Genomic DNA, 20120 nt, shown 5'->3' with positions numbered 1-20120 from the left:
TCGATGGCGGCTGACGGCACGAAGCGCGTCTGCTTCCTGCTGAAGGTCCGGCAGGACCGCCTGGAGGAGTACAAGGAACGCCACCAGGCGGTCTGGCCGGAGATGCGGGACGCGCTGCGGGAGACGGGCTGGCACAACTACTCGCTGTTCCTGCGCGAGGACGGCCTGCTCGTCGGCTACCTGGAGACCGACGACTTCGCGGCCGCGCAGGAGGCGATGGCCCGCACCGACGTCAACGCCCGCTGGCAGGCGGAGATGGCGCCGTTCTTCGAGGACCTCGACGGCCGCCCCGACGAGGGGATGCGGCCGCTCCCCGAGGTCTTCCATCTCGACTGAGGGCCGCCGCCCCCTCCCGGCGGCGGCCCCGGACAGCAGAAACGTGAGGTTACATCCGTGAACGACACCAGCGCGGTGAAGGACGCCCTGCGCCGCCAGCAGATCGAGACTCCCTCCTGGGCGTACGGCAACTCGGGGACCCGGTTCAAGGTCTTCGCCCAGCAGGGGGTGCCGCGCACCCCGCAGGAGAAGATCGACGACGCCGCGCAGGTGCACCGCTTCACCGGTGTCGCGCCGAGCGTCGCCGTGCACATCCCGTGGGACAAGGTGGACGACTACGCCGCGCTGGCCGCGCACGCCAAGGAGCGCGGGGTGCGGATCGGCGCGGTGAACACCAACGTCTTCCAGGACGACGACTACAGGCTCGGCAGCGTCACCAACCCCGACCCGAAGGTCCGCCGCAAGGCCCTGGACCACCTGCTCGAATGCGTCGACATCATGGACGCGGTCGGGTCGAAGGACCTGAAGCTGTGGTTCTCCGACGGGACGAACTACCCGGGCCAGGACGACATCCGCACCCGGCAGGACCGGATGGCCGAGGCGCTCGCCGCCGTCTACGAGCGGCTCGGCGACGACCAGCGGTTCCTGCTGGAGTACAAGCTGTTCGAGCCGGCGTTCTACATGACCGACCTGCCGGACTGGGGCACGTCCTACGCGCACTGCCTCAAGCTCGGGCCGAAGGCGCAGGTCGTCGTGGACACCGGGCACCACGCGCCCGGCACCAACATCGAGTTCATCGTGGCGTTCCTGCTGCGCGAGGGGAAGCTCGGCGGGTTCGACTTCAACTCCCGCTTCTACGCCGACGACGACCTGATGGTGGGCGCCGCCGACCCGTTCCAGCTGTTCCGGATCATGTACGAGGTGGTGCGGGGCGGCGGCTACGCCCCGGAGACGGGCGTGGCGTTCATGCTCGACCAGTGCCACAACATCGAGCCGAAGATCCACGGCCAGATCCGCTCGGTGATGAACGTGCAGGAGGCCACCGCGAAGGCGCTGCTGGTGGACGGCGACGCGCTGCGCGCCGCGCAGGAGTCCGGCGACGTGCTGGCGGCGAACGCGGTGTTCATGGACGCCTACAACACCGACGTGCGGCCGCTGCTGGCGGAGCTGCGCGAGGAGATGGGCCTGCACCCGGACCCGGTCGCCGCCTACCAGGCGTCCGGCTACTTCGAGCGCGTCGTCGCCGAGCGCAAGGACGGCCAGGCCGCCGGCTGGGGCGCCTGACGCCGCCGATTCCGACACGCCGTCGATTCCGACAAGCCGTCCGATAAGGAGAGAGCACCGATGACCACTCCACCCGAGGTGGAGCAGCTGCTGGAACGGGCCAACACGCTCGGCTCGGACCCGCGCAACACCAACTACGCGGGCGGGAACGCCTCGGCGAAGGGCACCGTCACCGATCCCGTGACGGCCCGCGACGTCGAGCTGATGTGGGTGAAGGGCTCCGGCGGCGACCTCGGCACGCTCACCGAGAAGGGCCTCGCGGTCCTGCGCCTCGACCGGATGCGCGCGCTCGTCGACGTCTACCCGGGCGTCGAGCGCGAGGACGAGATGGTCGCCGCGTTCGACTACTGCCTGCACGGCAAGGGCGGCGCGGCGCCGTCCATCGACACCGCGATGCACGGCCTCGTCGAGGCGGCGCACGTCGACCACCTGCACCCCGACTCCGGCATCGCGATCGCGACCGCCGCCGACGGCGAGGAGCTGACCCGGCGGATCTTCGGCGACCGGGTCGCGTGGGTGCCGTGGCGGCGCCCCGGCTTCCAGCTCGGCCTCGACATCGCCGCGATCAAGAAGGCGAACCCGCAGGCCATCGGCGTGATCCTCGGCGGGCACGGCATCACCGCGTGGGGCGCGACGAGCGAGGAGTGCAAGGCCAACTCGCTCGACATCATCCGCACCGCCGAGGCGTACATCGCCGAGCACGGCAAGGCCGACCCGTTCGGCGAGGTGATCCACCCGACGCCGCCGCAGGACGAGCGGCACGCCCGCGCCGCCGCGCTGTTCCCGCTGATCCGCGGGCTGGCGTCCACGGACCGGCCGCAGGTCGGACACTACACCGACGCCGAGGCCGTCCTCGACTTCGTCTCCCGCGCCGAGCACCCGCGGCTCGCCGCGCTCGGCACGTCCTGCCCGGACCACTTCCTGCGCACCAAGGTCCGCCCGATGGTGCTGGACCTGCCGCCGGACGCGCCGCTCGACGACGTCAAGGCCCGGCTGAAGGAGCTGCACGCCGCGTACCGCGAGGAGTACGCGGCCTACTACGACCGGCACGCCGCGCCGGACTCGCCGCCGATGCGCGGCGCCGACCCGGCGATCGTGCTGGTCCCGGGCGTCGGGATGTTCTCGTTCGGCGCGAACAAGCAGACGGCGCGGGTCGCCGGCGAGTTCTACGTCAACGCGATCAACGTGATGCGCGGCGCGGAGGCGCTGTCGTCGTACGCGCCGATCGACGAGGCGGAGAAGTTCCGCATCGAGTACTGGGAGCTGGAGGAGGCCAAGCTCCGCCGGATGCCGAAGCCGAAGCCGCTCGCGACCCGCGTCGCGCTGGTCACCGGCGGCGGCTCCGGGATCGGCGCGGCCACCGCCCGCCGCCTGGCCGCCGAGGGCGCCTGCGTCGTCGTGGCGGACCGCGACCTCGGCGCCGCCGAGAAGGTGGCGGCCGAGATCGGCGCGGGCGCGCTGCGGGCCGCGGACGTCGCCGTCGCGGTCGGCGCGGACGTCACCTCCGAGGACGAGATCGCCGCGGCGGTCCGGGACGCGGTGCTGGCGTTCGGCGGCGTGGACCTCGTCGTCAACAACGCCGGCCTGTCGATCTCCAAGCCGCTGCTGGACACCACCGTCGCCGACTGGGACCTCCAGCACGACGTCATGGCCCGCGGCTCGTTCCTGGTCTCCCGGGAGACCGCGCGGGTGATGGTCGAGCAGGGGATGGGCGGCGACATCGTCTACATCGCCTCCAAGAACGGCGTGTTCGCCGGCCCGAACAACATCGCCTACGGCGCCACCAAGGCCGACCAGGCCCACCAGGTCCGGCTGCTGGCCGCCGAGCTCGGCGAGCACGGCGTCCGCGTCAACGGCGTCAACCCGGACGGCGTCGTCCGCGGCTCCGGCATCTTCGCCGGTGGCTGGGGCGCCAAGCGCGCCGCCGTCTACGGGGTGGAGGAGGAGCGGCTCGGCGAGTTCTACGCGCAGCGGACGCTGCTGAAGCGCGAGGTGCTGCCCGAGCACGTCGCGGCCGCCGTCTTCGCCCTCACCGGCGGGGACCTGACCCACACGACCGGACTGCACATCCCCGTGGACGCCGGAGTCGCCGCCGCGTTCCTGCGCTGACCCCGCGTCCCGATCCCGCGACCCGACGACCCGTCCCGACGACGATGTTCGGGCCGGCGGTCCGGACCGCGCGCCGGCGCCCGGCACTCCACTGCCGGGCCGCCGCGCCGTCCCCACCCGGACCGCCGGCCTTCCCTCCATGGGCCCGCTCGACCAAGTGAACCCGAAGGGATAACGATGCCCCCGGCCGAGAAGTTCGCACGAGCACGCGTGTCCACCGTCACCTCCCTCGCCCTCGCCGCCGCCGTCCTTGTCGCCGCCCCCGCCGGCGCCGCGTCGGCCTCACCGTCCGCCTCCGACCCGCTCGGCCTGCCGTCGCTGTCGCGCGCGGGCCACTACGTCCTCGCGCCGTCCGGCCGGACGGTCCGTCCCGCGCGGGTGGGGGAGGCGTACGGGGTCAACGGCGACTACGTGTCCGCCGACTCCGCCGCGTCCGAGACCGCCGGCCACGGCCTGGAGCCGGGGACGTCCACGACCGGCAAGGCCGACGGCGTCACGGTCCGCCAGACCGGCGGCGCGGCCGGCGCGGGCTTCGCCTACACGATGCGCGCCGGGCGCGGCCCGGTCACGCTGCGGGTCGAGGAGGCCGGCAGCGCGACCGCCCACTACGACGTGCTGGTGAACGGCACGGTCGTCCACGAGCGCACGCCCGACCCGAAGCAGGCCGGGGTGTGGAGCGGCGACAAGGACGGGCTCGTCCACTACGAGGTAGACGTCCCGGCGCGGCTCACCGGCGCGTCCGGAACGATCAAGGTCGAGTTCCGCAACGCCGACGACCCCGGGCAGGGCGCCCGCATCCACGCCGTCTGGACGCTCGCGAAGCAGGGCCGCGCGTCCGCCGCGCCCTACGGCGCCACCGTGCGGAACCCGGCGGGAGCGTTCCACGGCGGGACGACCACGCTCGCCTCCAACGACTACGGCCGCCCCTACGTCGTCTACGACTTCGGCAAGGAGGTCGGCGGGCAGGTCCAGGTGACCGCCGACGTCCGCGAGGGCACGCCGAGGCTCGGCCTGGCCTTCAGCGAGAGCGGCCAGTACCTCACCACCGCGTCCGACTACAGCCAGGACCCGGTCGGCCTCGCCACCGAGACCCACTACCTCGGCACGAAGAGCGGGCGCACCGCGATGACCGACCCGGTCATCCGCGGCGGGTTCCGCTACCTGATGGTGTTCCTGGACGGCCCCGGCGAGGTGCGCCTGTCGGACCTGCGGCTGAAGTTCACCGCCGACCCCGCCAACCCCGACCTCGACGGGTACAAGGGCGCGTTCCTGTCCGGCGACGACACCCTGAACCGGCTCTGGTACGCGGGCGCCTACACCGTCCAGATGGCGACGATCGACCCGAAGACGGGCCGGCCCTACCCGGGCCAGGAGGGTCCCGTCCGCAACGACGCGATTGTTGGCGAGGGCGACAGCGTCATCAGCGACGGCGCCAAGCGCGACCGGATGATCTGGGGCGGCGACAACGCCGTCTCCGACGCGGTGTCGTACCTGACCACGGGGCAGAGCGGCCCCGCCGCCAACGCCGTCGCGTTCATGGCGAAGGGCCAGTCGCCGCAGGGCCAGATCCCCGGGCTCTACCTGACCGACAAGCTCGGCTACAACATGGGCTGGGGCGAGTACGCGGCCTGGTGGGTCGGCAACTACTGGACGCACTACCTCTACACCGGCGACCAGGCGTTCTTCGACAAGTGGTACGACGCCATGAAGAAGAACGTCGCGTGGATGCAGTCCAAGGTCGGCTCCGACGGGCTGCTCGACATGAAGGGCGCGGGCGGCACCTGGGGCTACGGCAACGAGGGCAAGGGCACCTACGTCTCGTCCCTGTACGTCCACGTGCTGGGCCAGGCCGCGCAGGCGGCCGAGGCGCAGGGCGACGCGGCGCTCGCCAAGACCTACCGCGACAATGCCGCCCGCACCGCCAAGGCCATCAACGACGACCTGTGGGACGCGGCCGCGGGCGCCTACAAGGTCGGCCCCACCGACGGGAACCACCCGCAGGACGGCAACGCGATGGCGGTCGTCGCCGGAGTCGCCACCGGGGACCGCGCGAAGTCGGTGCTGAAGTTCTTCGGCGACCGGCTCGCCGACCCGCACGGCGACCTCACCGTGGACAAGGCCGGCGGCGTCGTCCCGCAGTACATCAGCCCGTTCGTGTCGGGCCAGTCGCTGCTGGCCTACGCCTCGCAGGGCGACATGGCGGGCGCGATGTCCGTGCTGGGCCGCACCTGGTACCCGATGCTCGGCAAGGACGCGCCCGGCACCCTCTGGGAGAACGTCAGCACCGCCGGCGCGCCGCAGCTCGGCTCCTACACCAGCCTCTCGCACGGCTGGGCGGCCTCGCCGACGTCGTTCCTCACCAACCAGGTCCTCGGCGTCACGCCGGCCTCCGGCGGGTTCTCGTCGTTCACCGTCCTGCCGCACCCGCCGGACGGGCTGAACTGGGCGGAGGGCAAGGTGCCGACGCCGCACGGCGACATCACCGCCGCCTGGAAGCGGCACGGCACGACCTTCACGCTCCGCGTCGCCGCGCCGGGCGGCACGACCGCCACGGCGGGGGTGCCCGCGTCCGGCGCGTCCGAGGTCCGCGTGAACGGCTCGGTCGTCTGGCGGAACGGCACCGCCGTGAAGCCGGGCGTCACCGTCCGCGACGGCCTCGTGCAGGTGCCCGGCCTGACCGGCTCGTCCGTCCTGACCGCCTCCCGCTGACCTGGAGTGATGATGGTTCCCCCCACCGCTCGCCGCTCCCTCGCCCGCGCCGCCGTCGCCGCCGCCCTGGCGGTGTCGGCCTCGGCGGCCGTCGCCCTGCCCGCCTCGGCGTCCCCGCGGCCGCGCGGCCCCTGGCAGGACGCGTCCTACGGCCCGGAGCACGGCCAGTGGCGCCCGTACGTGCTGTCGCCGTCGAGCCGCACCGTCCGCCCCGTCGCGATCTACAAGGCCGACCCGCGCCAGGGCCGGATCGACGGGTCGCCGGACGCCGCGCTGCGCGACGGCGGCGGCTCGGTCCGGCTGACCGGCGCCGCCGACCGCACCGGCTCCCCGCTGCTGGTCATCGACTTCGGCAAGGAGGTCGCCGGGCACCTGAAGGTCCGGGTGAAGGGCGCCTCGTCCACGCCGCCGAAGCTGCGCGCGTGCTTCTCCGAGTCGATCCGGTACGCCGCGCTCACGCCGGACGCCAACGACGGCGAAGGCAAGATCGCGCCGGGCTGCGACACCGCGAACATCTGGAACGGCTTCCCCGGCCAGCCCTACACGCAGGACACCGACAGCCACGCCCTGCCGCTCGACGGCAAGAAGCTGCCCACCACGGTCCGCGACGGCGTCCTGCGCGGCGGGTTCCGCTACGCGACGCTGTTCCTCGACGGCCCCGGAACCGTCGACATCGACGGGGTGTCCGTCGACTTCACCGCCGCCCCGAACCAGCGCGACCTCGACGGCTACCAGGGCCACTTCCTGTCCAGCGACAACGAGCTGAACAAGATCTGGTACGCGGGCGCCTACACCGTGCAGGTGAACACCGGCGCGTCCAACACCGCGAAGAGCTGGCCGTACGCCGCCGGCGAGGGCGACCACGCGGACGCGCAGGTCCCGCACGCCGACCCGAGCAAGTCCGTCATCTACGACGGCGGCAAGCGCGACCGGATCGTCTGGCAGGGCGACCTGGCCGTGCAGGCTCCCGTCACCTACCTGTCCACGGGCGACCTGGAGGCGGTCGACAACTCGCTGTCGTCGCTGGCCTCCCAGCAGCTCCCGGACGGGTTCATGCCCGCGGAGAGCCAGGTCGGCCAGCACAACGCCGACGAGCTGCGGACCTACGGCGAGTACGTCACCTGGTTCGTCAACAACATGTACGAGCACTGGCTCTACACCGGCGACCGCGCCTACCTCGACGAGTGGTGGCCGCAGCTCACCAAGGCGACGGCGTGGCTGGAGTCGGTCCGCGCCCAGGACGACAAGGGCCTCATCGCGTTCGGCGCCGTCGGCTCCTGCGGCCACTACGGCTACTCCGACTGCGGCCACGAGACGTACGTCAACGCCCTGTACGCCCGCAACCTCACGCAGATGGCCGCGATGGCGAAGGCGCGCGGCGACGCGCCCGCCGCCACGACCTACGGCGACCGGTCCGCGACCGTCAAGAAGGCGATCAACGACCAGCTGTGGGACGAGAAGGCGGGCGCCTACCGGCTGTCGCGGGAGATCCCCGGCGCCTACCCGCAGGACGCCAACGCCACGGCCGTCCTCGCCGGCGTCGCGGGCGGCGACCGCGCCACCCGCGCCCTCGCCTACCTGCGCAAGAACAACTGGTCGCAGTACGGGTCGCTGACCGTCTCCCAGGCCACCCCGAACGCGAGCCTGCCGCCGTTCTACGCGCCGCTGCCCAGCTCGTTCGAGTCCGACGCGCGCCTGGACACCGGCGACGCGTCCGGCCTCGACCTGATCCGGACGTTCTGGGGCCACCAGCTCCGGCAGGACCCCGGCTCGACGTTCTGGGAGCACATGCAGCCGGACGGCACGCCGAACCTCAAGCAGTTCTCCAGCCTCGCGCACGGCTGGGCGAGCGGCCCGACCGTCACGCTCACCACCCGCGTCCTCGGCGTCCAGCCGACCGGTCCCGGGTACTCGTCGTGGTCCGTGGTCCCGTTCACCGGCGGGCTGACGTGGGCCGAGGGAACGGTCCCGACGCCGCACGGCGCCATCGCCGCGTCGTGGCGGACGACCGGCCGCGGCTTCCGGCTCGACGTCACCGCCCCGCGCGGCACGTCCGGCCGGCTCGCCGTCCCGGTCACCCCGTCGACGTCCCGCGTCACCCTGGACGGCCGGACGGTCTGGGCGCACGGCGAGGCGACCGCGCGGGGCGTGTCCGGCGATGGGAAGTACGTCTACGTGGACGGCGCGCCGTCCGGCCGCCACACCCTGACAGCCGAATGACAGGGACGGCCAGGTAATCGAGAGGAGCAGGCATGGCAGGCAACACCGGGGCGCCGCCGCCCGTGAAAGTGGGACTCGTGGCCGGCGGGCTCGGCGCGTACTGGCCGCAGTTCCCCGATCTGCTGCCGCAGCTGAAGCGGTCGGCGGAGCGGGTGTCGGAGCGGATGCGCGGGCTCGGCGCCGAGGTGGTCGACGTCGGGTTCATCTCCGACGCGCAGGAGGGTGCGGCCGCTGCCGAGCGGCTGCGCGCCGAGGGCTGCGACATCATCGTCGGCTTCCTCACCACCTACATGACCGCGACGATGCTCGTCCCCGTCGCGCAGCGGGCGGACGCCCCGGTGTTGCTGATCAACCTGCAGCCGACCGAGTCGATGGACCACGCCACGTTCGACACCGGGCAGTGGCTCGCCTACTGCGGCGCCTGCCCGCTGCCGGAGATGGCGAACGCCTTCGCGCGGTGCGGGGTCCCGTTCCGCTCGGTCTCCGGCTACCTGGAGGACGAGCGGGCCTGGGCGAAGATCGGCCGCTGGGTGCGGGCCGCCGGGGTGCGCGCGGCGCTGCGCCGCGGCCGGCACGGCCTCATGGGCCACCTGTACCCCGGCATGCTGGACGTGTCCACCGACCTGACGCTGGTCAGCGCGAACTTCGGCGGGCACGTCGAGGTGCTGGAGTTCGACGACCTGCGGGTCCGCGTGGAGAAGGTCACCGACGCCGAGACCGCCGCGAAGAAGGCCGAGGCGGAGAAGATCTTCGAGCTGGACGCCTCCGTCAACGACGAGGACCTCACCTGGGCCGCGCGGGTGTCGGTCGGCCTGGACCGGCTCGTCGAGGACTTCGAGCTGGACAGCCTCGCCTACTACCACCGGGGCCTGGACGGCGAGATCCACGAGCGGCTCGGCGCCGGGATGATCCTCGGCGCGTCGCTGCTCACCGCCCGCGGGATCCCGGCGGCCGGCGAGTACGAGCTGCGCACCTCCCTCGCCATGCTGATCGCCGACCGGCTCGGCGCGGGCGGCTCGTTCACCGAGCTGCAGGCGCTCGACTTCCACCGCGGCCACGTCGAGATGGGCCACGACGGGCCCGCCCACCTGGCGATCAGCGCCCGCCGCCCGCTGCTGCGCGGCCTCGGCGTCTACCACGGCAAGCGCGGCTACGGCGTGTCCGTGGAGTTCGACGTCAAGCACGGCCCGGTCACCGCGTTCGGCGTCATCCAGCGCCGCGACGGCCGGTTCGCGTTCGTCGCGTCCGAGGGCGAGACCGTGGACGGCCCGCTGCTGCAGATCGGGAACACGACGTCCCGCGTCGACTTCGGCTGCGACCCCGGCGAATGGGTCGACGCCTGGAGCGCCACCGGCATCTCCCACCACTGGGCCCTCGGCACCGGCCACCGGATCGCCGACCTGAAGGCCCTCGCCGACCTCCTGGAGATCGAACTGGTCACCGTGAACCCCTGACCCCGGCGGCACCCGCCGGACGACCGACCCTGACGGACTCGAACTTCTCTCTAGGCGCGATCGGGGGATCCGTCCCTAGGCGATGACGAGCGCAGGCCCGTGGCCGTGCAACCCCGCCCGCACGGCCACGGGCTCTGTTCCGCATGCCCGGAAACGGACGACGCGCCGCCCCCCACCCCACAGCGCAGCTCCGAGAGGACGCCCCGTCCATGCGCACCATCCCCCCACGCCGGCCCTGGCGAGGCCGCGGCCTCGCCCTCGCCGCGGCCCTGGCGCTGCTGCTCGGCGTCTTGGCCGCACCCGCCGCGCCGCCCGCGCTGGCGTCGACGGTCAGCCCGATCACCAACTACGGGCCGGACGGCGAGCAGACCGTCCGGTTCGACACCGGCGGGAACGCGGTCGACGCCCACGACGGCGCGATCCAGCGGTTCGGCGACACCTACTACCTGTACGGGACGAGCTACGACTGCGGCTACCAGTGGACGGTCAACAGCACGTTCTGCGGCTTCAAGGTGTACTCCTCGCCCGACCTCGTCCACTGGACCGACCGCGGCCACGTCGTGGACGCCCGCTCCTGCAAGTTCTGCTTCCGGCCGCACACCGTCTACGACAAGGCGACCCGCAAGTACGTCATGTGGGTGAACGACCAGGAGGCCGCGGACAAGTTCCGCGTCTACACCGCTGACCGGCCGACCGGTCCGTTCACCGAGCAGCCGGTCCCCGACCTGCCCGCCGGGACGCACTGCACCGCCGACCTGGACGTGTTCGTCGACGACGACGGCACCGGCTACCTGGCGTGCAGCAACGCCGGATGGCACATCGCCGTCATCCAGCTGACCCCCGACTACCTGCGCGCCGCCGGCCCTTACGACGTCACGGGCGTGACCCGCGTCGAGGCGCCGTCGATCTTCAAGCGGAACGGCGTGTACTACCTGACGATGTCGGACCCGAACTGCGGGTACTGCACCGGCACCGGCACGTCCTACCTCACCGCGACGAGCCCGCTCGGCCCGTGGAAGGGCCGCGACGCCTGGACGGCCGCCGACGGCGCGCTCACCGTCCACGGCGGCCTGTACGGCCTGTCGCAGCAGGGCGAGGACTGGTCCGACTACACCTTCTCCTTCGACGTCGCGCCGCTGCCGACGGCGTCGGGCAAGCTGGCGCAGGCCGGGTTCTCCGTCCGGATGAACCAGGACGACCACGGCTACCTGTTCCTGCTCACCGGTTCCGGCACGGGCAACGGGAAGCTGAGCGTGCTGCGGCGCGCCGGGTCCACCACCGCCAGCCACGTCGTGCAGCTCGACAAGCCGATCGCGGCGGGGGAGTGGCACCACGTGTCGGTCACCGCGTCCGGCTCCACGCTGACCACGTCCGTCGACGGGACGCAGGTCGACACCTACACCGACGCGACGTATCCCGTCGGCAAGGTCGGGTTCCGCGAGTGGAACGGCGCGGACCTGGAGTCGGCGAAGTTCGACAACGTCCGGGTGACCTCGGCGTCCGGTCAGGACCTGCTCGCGGACGACTTCTCCGGCGACCTGTCCAAGTGGGTCGTCCCGACCGCGGGGACGAGCATCACCGCGAACTCCTGCGGCGGGCAGCCCGCCCAGGTCGCCACGCTCCGCCAGCGGCACGGCGCGCCGCCGATCTACATGTACTTCAGCGACCTGTGGAACGGCCACACCAACGAGGCCCTCGCCAACTACCACTGGCAGCCGCTCGCGTTCGGCGCCGACGGATCGATCACCCCGGTCCAGTGCGGCAACGCGACCGTCCGCCTCGACCCCGGGCACCCGGGACGGCAGGCGGCGGTCCCCGGCCTCGACCAGAGCAGCGGCACCGCCGGCTTCCGCACCGGCTGCGACGTCGCCGGGGGCGTCCGGCGCGAGCAGTCGTTCACCGCCGGGCGCGGCGGCCGCCTCGCCTCCCTCGCCGTCACCGCGTTCAAGGACGGCACCGAGCAGGGGCGCGTCGAGCGCACCCCGCCGTCCGAGCCGCTGGACATCGAGGTCACCGACGGGACCCGGACGCTCTGGTCCGGCTCCGTCCCGGCGGCGGAGATCGGCTGGTCCGCGCGGAACGTGACCGTCCACCCGGGCATCCCGGTCCGGCGCGGCGCGCACTACACCGTCCGGATCTCCTCCACCGCGACCACGGGCTGCTACGGCGTCGCCTACAACGACCACGACCCGTACCAGGGCGGCGCGTCCGCCGTCAGCCGTGACGGCGGCGCGACCTTCACCGCCGAGCCCGCCCGTGACCTGAAGTTCCTCACCACCGTCCGGGGAGCCTGAATGCGCACCACCCCCACCCGCACGACCCCCACCCGCACAGCACTGACCCGCGCCGCTCTTCCGGCGGCGTTCCTCCCGCTGCTGATCGGGGCCGCCTTCGCGGTCCCGGCGCGCGCCGACGCGTCCGGCCTGCGGGCCTTCGGGCTGCGCACCGACGCGCTCGACGCCCCGCTCGGCATCGACGACACGGCGCCGGCGCTGAGCTGGCGGCTCACCGCGCCCGGCCGCGGTGCCGCGCAGGCCGCCTACCAGGTCGAGGCGGCCACCTCCCGGAACGGGCTCGGCCGCGCCGACCTGTGGGACTCCGGGAAGGTGGCGTCCGGCACCCCGAACGCCGTCTACCGGGGCACGGCGCTCACCTCCCGCCGCCAGGTGTGGTGGCGGGTCCGGGTCTGGGACGGCTCCGGGCGGGCGTCCGCCTGGAGCCCCCCGGCCCGGTTCGAGATGGGCCTGCTCGGCAAGGACGACTGGTCCGGGAAATGGATCACCGACGACCGGTGGCTGAACTGGGCGCCGAGCCCCGTCACGGTCGGCCTGCCCGCCGGGACGAAGGCCCGCTACCTGCGGGTCGACGTGTCCAAGCTGGGCCTGCCGATCAGCGAGAGCGGGTCGCTGCTGTCCCGGCTGCAGCTCGCCGAGATCGAGGCGCTCGACCCGTCCGGCGCGAACGTGGCGAAGGGCGCGGCGGTCACCGCGTCCGAGGTCCGCGAGTACCCGGGCAAGTGGATGCCGGAGTTCCTCACCGACGGGTCGCTCACCACGCAGAAGGCGCCGTTCGGCTACACCAGCAACGCCTACAAGTCGCAGGACCCGGGCCACCACATCTGGCTGCAGCTCGACCTCGGTGCCGCCAAGGACGTCGCGTCGGTGAGGCTCTACCCGCGCACCGACGTGATGACGAGCGACGGGAAGACGCCGAACTTCCCGGTCGACTACACCGTGCAGACCTCCGACGCGGCGGACGGCCCGTTCACCGTGGTGAAGACGGTCACCGACCAGGTCCCGCCGCCCGCCTACCAGACGTCCATGCCCGCGCTGCCGCTGCTCGCGCGGCAGTTCTCGCTGAAGAACACCGTCCGGTCGGCGCGGCTGTACATCACCGCGCTCGGCATCTACGACGCGACGATCAACGGGCGGCCGGTCAGCGACGCCGTCCTCGAACCGCCGAACACCGACTACAAGAAGCGGGTCGAGTACGCGGCCTACGACGTGACGAAGCTGCTGCGGCGCGGCGGCAACGCGATCGGCGTGCGGCTCGGCAACGGCACCTACAACGTCGCCGCCACCAACGACCGCTACACCAAGTACGTCGGCGCGCAGGGGGCGCCCAAACTGCTCGCGCAGCTGGAGGTCACGCTCGAGGACGGCACGACCGCCCGCGTCGCGACCGACGGGTCCTGGCGCACCGATCTCGGGCCGACCACGTCCAGCCAGTGGTACGGGGGCGAGGACGAGGACGCCCGGCTCGCGCAGCAGGGCTGGGACGGGCCGTCCGCGGACCTGTCGTCATGGAAGCCGGCCACCGAGGCGCCCGACCCGGGCATCGCGCTCACCGCGCGGATGTCCCCGGCGATCGTCCCCGTCGGCACCCGCAAGACGGTGAAGGTCACGCATCCGGAGAAGGACACCTACGTCTTCGACCTCGGCGAGAACATTGTCGGTTGGCCCGAGCTGCGCGTGCGCGGCGAGCGTGGCACGAAGCTGACGATCAAGCCGGGAGAGCGGCTCGGTGCGGACGGCCTCGTCGAGCAGGGCACCATGATCGCGGGCGGCGCGCAGAACCCGCCCATCATGGACACCTACACCCTTGCGGGCACCGGAACCGCGACCTGGCACCCCCGGTTCGTCTACCACGGCTTCCGCTACATCCAGATCAGCGGTCTGGACGCGGCGCCGACCGCGGACACGGTCTCGGCGACGATCCTGCGCGCCGGGAACGCCTCCGCCGGCTCGTTCGACAGCTCCGACCTGCTGCTCAACGGCATCCACACGATCATCGACCGGGCCGTGCAGGGCAACATGATGTCGATCCTCACCGACTGCCCGGACCGGGAGAAGCTCGGCTGGCTGGAGGAGACCCAGCTCGTCCAGGGCACGATCACCCGCGGGTACGACGTCGCCGCCTACTACCCGGCGCTGCTGCGCAACATGGCGGAGGCGCAGACCGCCGACGGGCTCGTCCCCGACATCGCGCCCGCGTACGTGACGTTCTCCGGCGGCGTCTGGGACGACCCGAACTGGGGCAGCGCGATCATCCTCGCCGCCTGGCAGCACTACGTCACCTACGGCGACGCCAAGCCGCTGCGCGACTTCTACCCGAACATGCAGCGCTACCTGGACTACCTCACGTCCAAGGCGAAGGGGAACCTCCTCGACTACGGCCTCGGCGACTGGGCCGCCGTCGACAAGACCACCCCGACCGGCGTCGCCGCCACCTACGGCTACCAGCGCAGCGCCACCGCGCTCGCGAAGATCGCCAAGCTGCTCGGCAAGGACGACGACGCGGAGAAGTACACCAGGCTCGCCGGCGACATCGCCGACGCGTTCAACGCCAAGTACCTCGACACCGGCAAGCACACCTACGGGTCGGGCAGCCAGGCCGGCGACGCGTTCGCGCTCGACCTCGGCATCGTGCCCGCCGACCAGAAGCAGGCCGTCCTCGACCACCTCGTCTCGACCATCAAGGCGAACGGCTACCACCTGACGGTCGGGGAGATCGCGCTGCCGTCGGTGTTCCGGACGCTGTCGGCGGCCGGCCGCGACGACGTCATCCTCGCCGTCGCGCAGCAGGTCACGAACCCGAGCTACGGCTACCAGGTGGTGCACGGCGCGACCGCGCTCACCGAGTACTGGGACGGCCCGACCGGCTACGGCTCGCAGAACCACTTCATGCTCGGCGCGATCGACGAGTGGTTCGGCGCCGGGCTCGCCGGCATCCGGCAGGCCGACGGCTCGGTCGGCTACGGCGACCTGGTGATCCGGCCCGCCGTGGTCGGCGACCTCACCCGCGCCTCGTCGTCGTACGACACCCCGCGCGGCACGGTGTCCAGCGCCTGGCGCCGGTCCGGGCACGACCTGCGGCTCGACGTGACGGTCCCGCCGGGCGCGCCCGCGCGCGTCGAGGTGCCGCTGCTCGGCGCGTCCGCCGCGCAGGCCCCGGCGGGCGCGCGCTCGCTCGGCGTCCAGAACGGGCACGCCGTCTACGAGGTCGGGTCGGGTTCGTGGACGTTCGCCGTCCGCACGCCCACCGCGGTGCGGCAGGACCGGACGCAGCTCGCCGCCGAGCCGCCGTTCGGCGTGAACGTCCCGGTGATCCCCGGCACGGCCGCCGACGCCCGGTTCCGCGTGACGAACCTGGAGCGCCGCGCCGTCACCGTCCCGGTGAAGGCGGCCGCGTCGGCCGGGTTCACCGCGTCCGCCCCCGCGCGGGTCACGATCCCGGCGGGCGGCTCGGCCGAGATCCCCGTCGAGGTGAATGGCCCGGACGCGGACGGCACGAAGGGCACCGTCACCGTCACGGCCGACGACGAGTCCGTGACCGCGCCGGTCCTCGTCACCGGGAACCTCGTCCGCTCCGCGACCATGTCGGCGTCCAGCACGCACAGCGGGTCGTCGCCCGCCTGGGCCAACGACGGCGGCACCGACTCCGGCGTCTGGCTGAACGGCGTCGGCGGCTGGAACGACGACACCTCCAAGTCCTTCCCCGACACCCTCACCGCGACCTGGAAGGACCCGCAGAGGATCGGCCGGGTCGAGGTCTACACGCTCGACAGCCCGAGCAACTCCGCCGCCAAGTCCGGCCTCCGCGACTTCGACGTCCAGGCGCAGGTCGGCGGCCAGTGGACGACGGTCGCGACCGTCACCGGCAACACCGCCGGGAGGGTCGAGCGGACCTTCGCCCCCGTGCAGGCGTCCGCCCTGCGGCTGCTCGTGCACGACTCCAACGACCACAACTACAGCCGCGTCATCGAACTGGAGGGCTACTCCTCATGACCCGCTCCAAAGTCCGTCCGGCGGCCGGAGCCCGCCGGACCTCGGCGCGGCTCGCCGCCGTGCCGGTGGCGGCGCTGCTCGCCGTGTCCGGGCTCGCGGTCGTCGGGGCGGCGGAGGGCGCCGAGTCGTTCGGGCCGACGGTGCCCGCCCTGACCCGCGGCACCTTCGCCGACCCGCCGGCCTCCGTGCGGCCCAAGTACCGCTGGTGGCAGCCGCTCGCCTACACCGACGACAAGGAGCTGGCCGCCGAGCTCGACCAGATCAAGAAGGCGGGCGGCGGCGGCGCCGAGGTCGCCCCCTTCAACGTCGAGGGCACCGGCGGCAACACCCCCGATTTCCTGAAGACCTACGGCTGGGGCACGCCGCTCTGGGCGGAGAAGACCCGGACGATGCTGGCCGCGGCCAGGGACAAGGGCCTCGGCCTGGACCTCACCATCGGCCCGCGCTGGCCCGCGACCGTCCCCACGGTCGCCGACGTCAACGACCCCAGCGCCCAGCAGCAGATCGTCTTCTCCTACGAGTTCCACAAGGGCGGCACGAGCCGCTCCGGCGGGCTGCCGACGAACTTCAACGTCGCGCCGCCCGCCGGCGCGAAGAAGACGCTCGTCGCCGCGCTCGTCGCGAAGTGCTCCGACGCGGGCTGCAGCGCCTCGTCCAGCGCGCCGCGGATGCTGGATCGCTCCAGCGTCACCGACGTGACGTCGAAGGTGGACGAGCAGGGCAACGTCGCGGTCGACTTCCCCGGCGACGACAAGAGCACCTACGCGCTGATCGCCTTCTACCAGACGCCCAGCGGGCAGTCCCTGTCCGGCTACACCGCGACCGGCACCAACTACGCGCTCGACCCGTTCAGCGAGGCCGGCGCGAAGGCCACCACCGACTTCTACGACAAGAACATCCTCACCTCCGACGTGCGCAAGCTCCTCGCCCGGATCGGCGAGACCGACCTGTTCGAGGACTCGCTCGAACTCGGCACCACGCAGAAGTGGACGTCGCAGCTGGTCGACCAGTGGACGAAGCTGCGCGGCTACTCGCCCGTCGACGTGCTGCCCGCGCTCGCGGGCGTCGGCGACCAGGGCATCACCGACCGGCCGTTCTTCGACTTCGGCGGCGGCGTCGGCGCCCGCGTCCGCACCGACTACCGGCAGACGCTCAGCGACCTGTACATCCGCAACCGGCTCGACGTGCTGCGCGAATGGGCGCACAAGCACCACATCAAGACCCGCATCCAGCCGTACGGCATCCCGGTGGACGTCTCGGAGGCCGCCTCGCACATCGACGTGCCCGAGGGCGAGTCGCTGGCGTTCGGGCAGTCGGTCGGCGCCTACAGCAACGTGCAGGACTACCGCGTGGTCGCCACGGGCGCCCACCTGTCCGGGCAGCCGGTGGTGTCCGACGAGTGCTGCGCGTTCTCCGGCACGGTGTGGGGCTCGACGGCGGGCGCCGGATCGGACGCCTCCAACCTCCAGGCCGTCTACCGCGGCTTCGCCGGCGGCGTGAACCAGGTCGTCTGGCACGGCTTCCCGTACCTGAGCCGGGGACCCGCGGGCGCCGGACCCCAGTCGGTCTGGCCCGGCATGACCTACGGCGGCAACACCTCCTACTCGGAGGCGTGGGGCGACAAGGGCGGCCCGAACTGGGCCGACTACCGCGCGGTCAACGACAACCTCGCGCGGATGCAGCTCGTGCTGCGGCAGGGCAAGCCCCGCTTCGACCTCGCCGTGTACTGGCAGGACTTCGGCATGAACGGGACCGGCACCACCGGCTCCGGGTCGAACAAGCTGATCCAGGACTCCTCGGAGCTGGCGTCGGCCGGATACACCTACGAGTACCTCAGCCCGGCGCAGCTCCAGCGCAAGGACGCCTCCTACTCCGGCGGCGCCCTGTTCCGCGACGGCTCCGCCTACCACGCGGTGCTGCTGAAGGACCAGAAGACGATGCCGCTGGCCGCCGCCGAGAAGCTGCTGAGCCTGGCGCGGCAGGGCCTCCCCGTCGTGATCGTCGGGGACGCGCCGAGCACGGTGCCCGGCGACGGCGACGCGGGCGGCCAGGACGCGAAGCTCACCTCGGTGGTCTCCGAGCTGCTCAAGCAGCGGACCGTGGTCCGGGCGGCGAGCGAGGCGGACGCGCCCGACGCGCTGCGCCGCCTGCGCGTCACGCCGGCCGCGACCCCGCACGACGGCTCCGGCGCGATCCTCGACGTCCGCCGCGAGGCGGGCTCCACGGATTACTACTACCTGTACAACCAGACGAACACCACGACCGCGCAGACGGTCACCCTGACCGGCGACGGCGCCCCGTACAAGCTGGACACCTGGACCGGGAAGATCACCCCGATCACGGACTACACGTCGGGGCACGGCACGGTCACCGTTCCCGTCCGGCTCGCGGCGAACGACGCCACGGTCATCGCGGTCACGCCGCGGCACGACGCCACGTTCCCCGGCCAGGGCAAGCCGGACCGGCCCGGCGGGCAGCGGACGGCGGCCGTCCCACAGCCGGTGAAGCTGAACGAGTGGTCCCTGTCGGTCGACTCGTGGGGCCCCGGGCCGTCCGGCAAGCCCGGCGACACCGCGCACAAGACGCTCGGCCCCGTCACGCTGAAGGCGGGGGAGAACGGCGCGCTGCCCGCCTGGTCGGCGATCACCACGGCCGGCGGCTACCCGGTCGACCTCAAGGACGTGTCGGGCGTCGGCACCTACACCGCGCACGTCACCCTCGACGACGGCTGGAAGGGCATCGACGCCGCCGAGATCGACCTCGGCACGCCGGTGGACACCGTCAAGGTGAACGTCAACGGCCACGACCTGCCGCCGCTCGACCAGGCGGACCTGCGGCACGTCCAGGTCGGCCGGTACCTGCGGCCCGGCGACAACACGATCACCGTCCGGGTCGCCTCGACGCTGCTCAACGCGGTCCGCGTCGCGCCCGGCACCGGCGCGTCCTCGCGGGCGCCGATGGACTACGGGCTGTTCGGCCCCCTCACCCTCACCGCGACCGGCGGCGACCGGCCGGTGCTGACCGCCGAGGCCCTCGAACCCGAGCTGCCGCTGGCGGACGGCGGCTACAACCGCGCGACCGTGCGGGTCACCAACGCCTCCGGCCGTGCGGCGAACGTGACCGTCGCGGCGTCGGCCGCCGACGGGATCACCGCGACGCCGCGGCAGGGCAAGGTGACGGTCCCCGCCGGCGGATCGGTGACGGTGCCCGTCGACGTGCGCGACCAGGGCGTCTCGTCCGGCACGAGCACGCTGAAGGTGACCGCGCGCAGCGACGCCGGGCCGTCCGCCGAGACCGCGGTGACGCTGCGGCACTCCGGCGACCTGGCGCTCAACCCGGGCGGCGCGCCGTTCCCGCGCGTCATCGCGGACGCGGGCCAGGACCGCTACCCGGCGAAGCTCGCCGTGGACGGCTCGGCGAGCACGTTCTGGGTCTCGTGGGGCCGCGCCGCGGGCCAGGGACCGACCGCGGAGGACCCGGTGCGGTACGGGCTCGACTTCGGCGCCCCCGTCCGGTTCGGCTCGGTCGTCGTGGGCGGCCGCTCCAACTACGGGCCGCGCGACTACGCCGTCCAGGTCTCCGATGACGGCCGGACGTGGCGCACCGTCGCCACCGCGGCCGACACGCCCAAGGAGGGCGGGACGACGACGTTCGACAAGGTCAGCGCCCGGTACGTGCGCATCGAGGTCAGCCGGAGCTGGGACTCCACCAACGCCAACGTGCAGCTGAGCGGCTTCTCCGTACGGCCGTAGGGCCGCATCCCCCCACTGGAGGTTCTTCC

9 protein-coding genes are annotated in these 20120 nt (G+C 72.7%); all 9 read left to right on the top strand.

The window, feature by feature from the left end; translation table 11 throughout:
• Nucleotides 1–3 precede the first annotated feature (3 nt).
• The 9 genes from amrb99_RS22245 to amrb99_RS22205 all read left to right on the top strand — a co-directional run bounded on the left by amrb99_RS22245 (nt 4) and on the right by amrb99_RS22205 (nt 20091).
• A complete protein-coding gene (locus tag amrb99_RS22245; RefSeq protein WP_190859050.1) occupies nt 4–336 on the top strand; it encodes an L-rhamnose mutarotase in 333 nt (110 codons plus the stop codon).
• Nucleotides 337–393: 57 nt separating this feature from the next.
• Nucleotides 394–1560, top strand: a complete 1167-nt coding sequence (gene rhaI / locus amrb99_RS22240; RefSeq protein WP_190859047.1) for an L-rhamnose isomerase — start codon at nt 394–396, stop codon at nt 1558–1560.
• Nucleotides 1561–1620: 60 nt separating this feature from the next.
• The gene (locus amrb99_RS22235; protein ID WP_190859045.1) at nt 1621–3669 is read left to right on the top strand and encodes a bifunctional aldolase/short-chain dehydrogenase; all 2049 of its coding nucleotides are present in this window, start codon (nt 1621–1623) and stop codon (nt 3667–3669) included.
• 210 nt (nt 3670–3879) lie between these two features.
• The gene (locus amrb99_RS53260; RefSeq protein WP_190859043.1) at nt 3880–6378 is read left to right on the top strand and encodes an alpha-L-rhamnosidase C-terminal domain-containing protein; all 2499 of its coding nucleotides are present in this window, start codon (nt 3880–3882) and stop codon (nt 6376–6378) included.
• A gap of 9 nt (nt 6379–6387) precedes the next feature.
• Nucleotides 6388–8598 carry an alpha-L-rhamnosidase C-terminal domain-containing protein gene (locus amrb99_RS22225; protein WP_190859041.1) on the top strand — a complete coding sequence of 737 codons (2211 nt, stop codon included), beginning with the start codon at nt 6388–6390 and terminating at the stop codon, nt 8596–8598.
• 32 nt (nt 8599–8630) lie between these two features.
• Nucleotides 8631–10052: an L-fucose/L-arabinose isomerase family protein gene (locus amrb99_RS22220; protein ID WP_190859039.1), complete on the top strand. Its 1422-nt coding sequence runs from the start codon at nt 8631–8633 to the stop codon at nt 10050–10052.
• 209 nt (nt 10053–10261) lie between these two features.
• A complete protein-coding gene (locus tag amrb99_RS22215) occupies nt 10262–12346 on the top strand; it encodes a family 43 glycosylhydrolase (RefSeq protein ID WP_190859037.1) in 2085 nt (694 codons plus the stop codon).
• Nucleotides 12347–16339 (top strand): family 78 glycoside hydrolase catalytic domain, encoded by a 3993-nt coding sequence (locus tag amrb99_RS22210; RefSeq protein ID WP_190859035.1) that lies wholly within the window; start codon nt 12347–12349, stop codon nt 16337–16339.
• A complete protein-coding gene (locus tag amrb99_RS22205; protein ID WP_190859033.1) occupies nt 16336–20091 on the top strand; it encodes a glycosyl hydrolase in 3756 nt (1251 codons plus the stop codon). Before amrb99_RS22210 ends, amrb99_RS22205 begins: the two co-directional genes overlap by 4 nt.
• Nucleotides 20092–20120 lie beyond the last annotated feature (29 nt).

This window comes from Actinomadura sp. RB99, from assembly GCF_014706005.1.
In the GTDB taxonomy this organism is placed as follows: domain Bacteria; phylum Actinomycetota; class Actinomycetes; order Streptosporangiales; family Streptosporangiaceae; genus Spirillospora.
Note: the sequence above shows the minus strand (reverse complement) of the source record. Positions and strands in the feature narration are given on the sequence as shown.

What these genes read in the sequence shown, in the direction of transcription:
- amrb99_RS22245 (WP_190859050.1), top strand. Translation starts at nt 4, where the DNA reads ATGGCGGCTGACGGCACGAAGCGCGTCTGCTTCCTGCTGAAGGTCCGG.
- amrb99_RS22235 (WP_190859045.1), top strand. Translation starts at nt 1,621, where the DNA reads ATGACCACTCCACCCGAGGTGGAGCAGCTGCTGGAACGGGCCAACACG.
- amrb99_RS22225 (WP_190859041.1), top strand. Translation starts at nt 6,388, where the DNA reads ATGATGGTTCCCCCCACCGCTCGCCGCTCCCTCGCCCGCGCCGCCGTC.
- amrb99_RS22220 (WP_190859039.1), top strand. Translation starts at nt 8,631, where the DNA reads ATGGCAGGCAACACCGGGGCGCCGCCGCCCGTGAAAGTGGGACTCGTG.
- amrb99_RS22215 (WP_190859037.1), top strand. Translation starts at nt 10,262, where the DNA reads ATGCGCACCATCCCCCCACGCCGGCCCTGGCGAGGCCGCGGCCTCGCC.
- amrb99_RS22210 (WP_190859035.1), top strand. Translation starts at nt 12,347, where the DNA reads ATGCGCACCACCCCCACCCGCACGACCCCCACCCGCACAGCACTGACC.
- amrb99_RS22205 (WP_190859033.1), top strand. Translation starts at nt 16,336, where the DNA reads ATGACCCGCTCCAAAGTCCGTCCGGCGGCCGGAGCCCGCCGGACCTCG.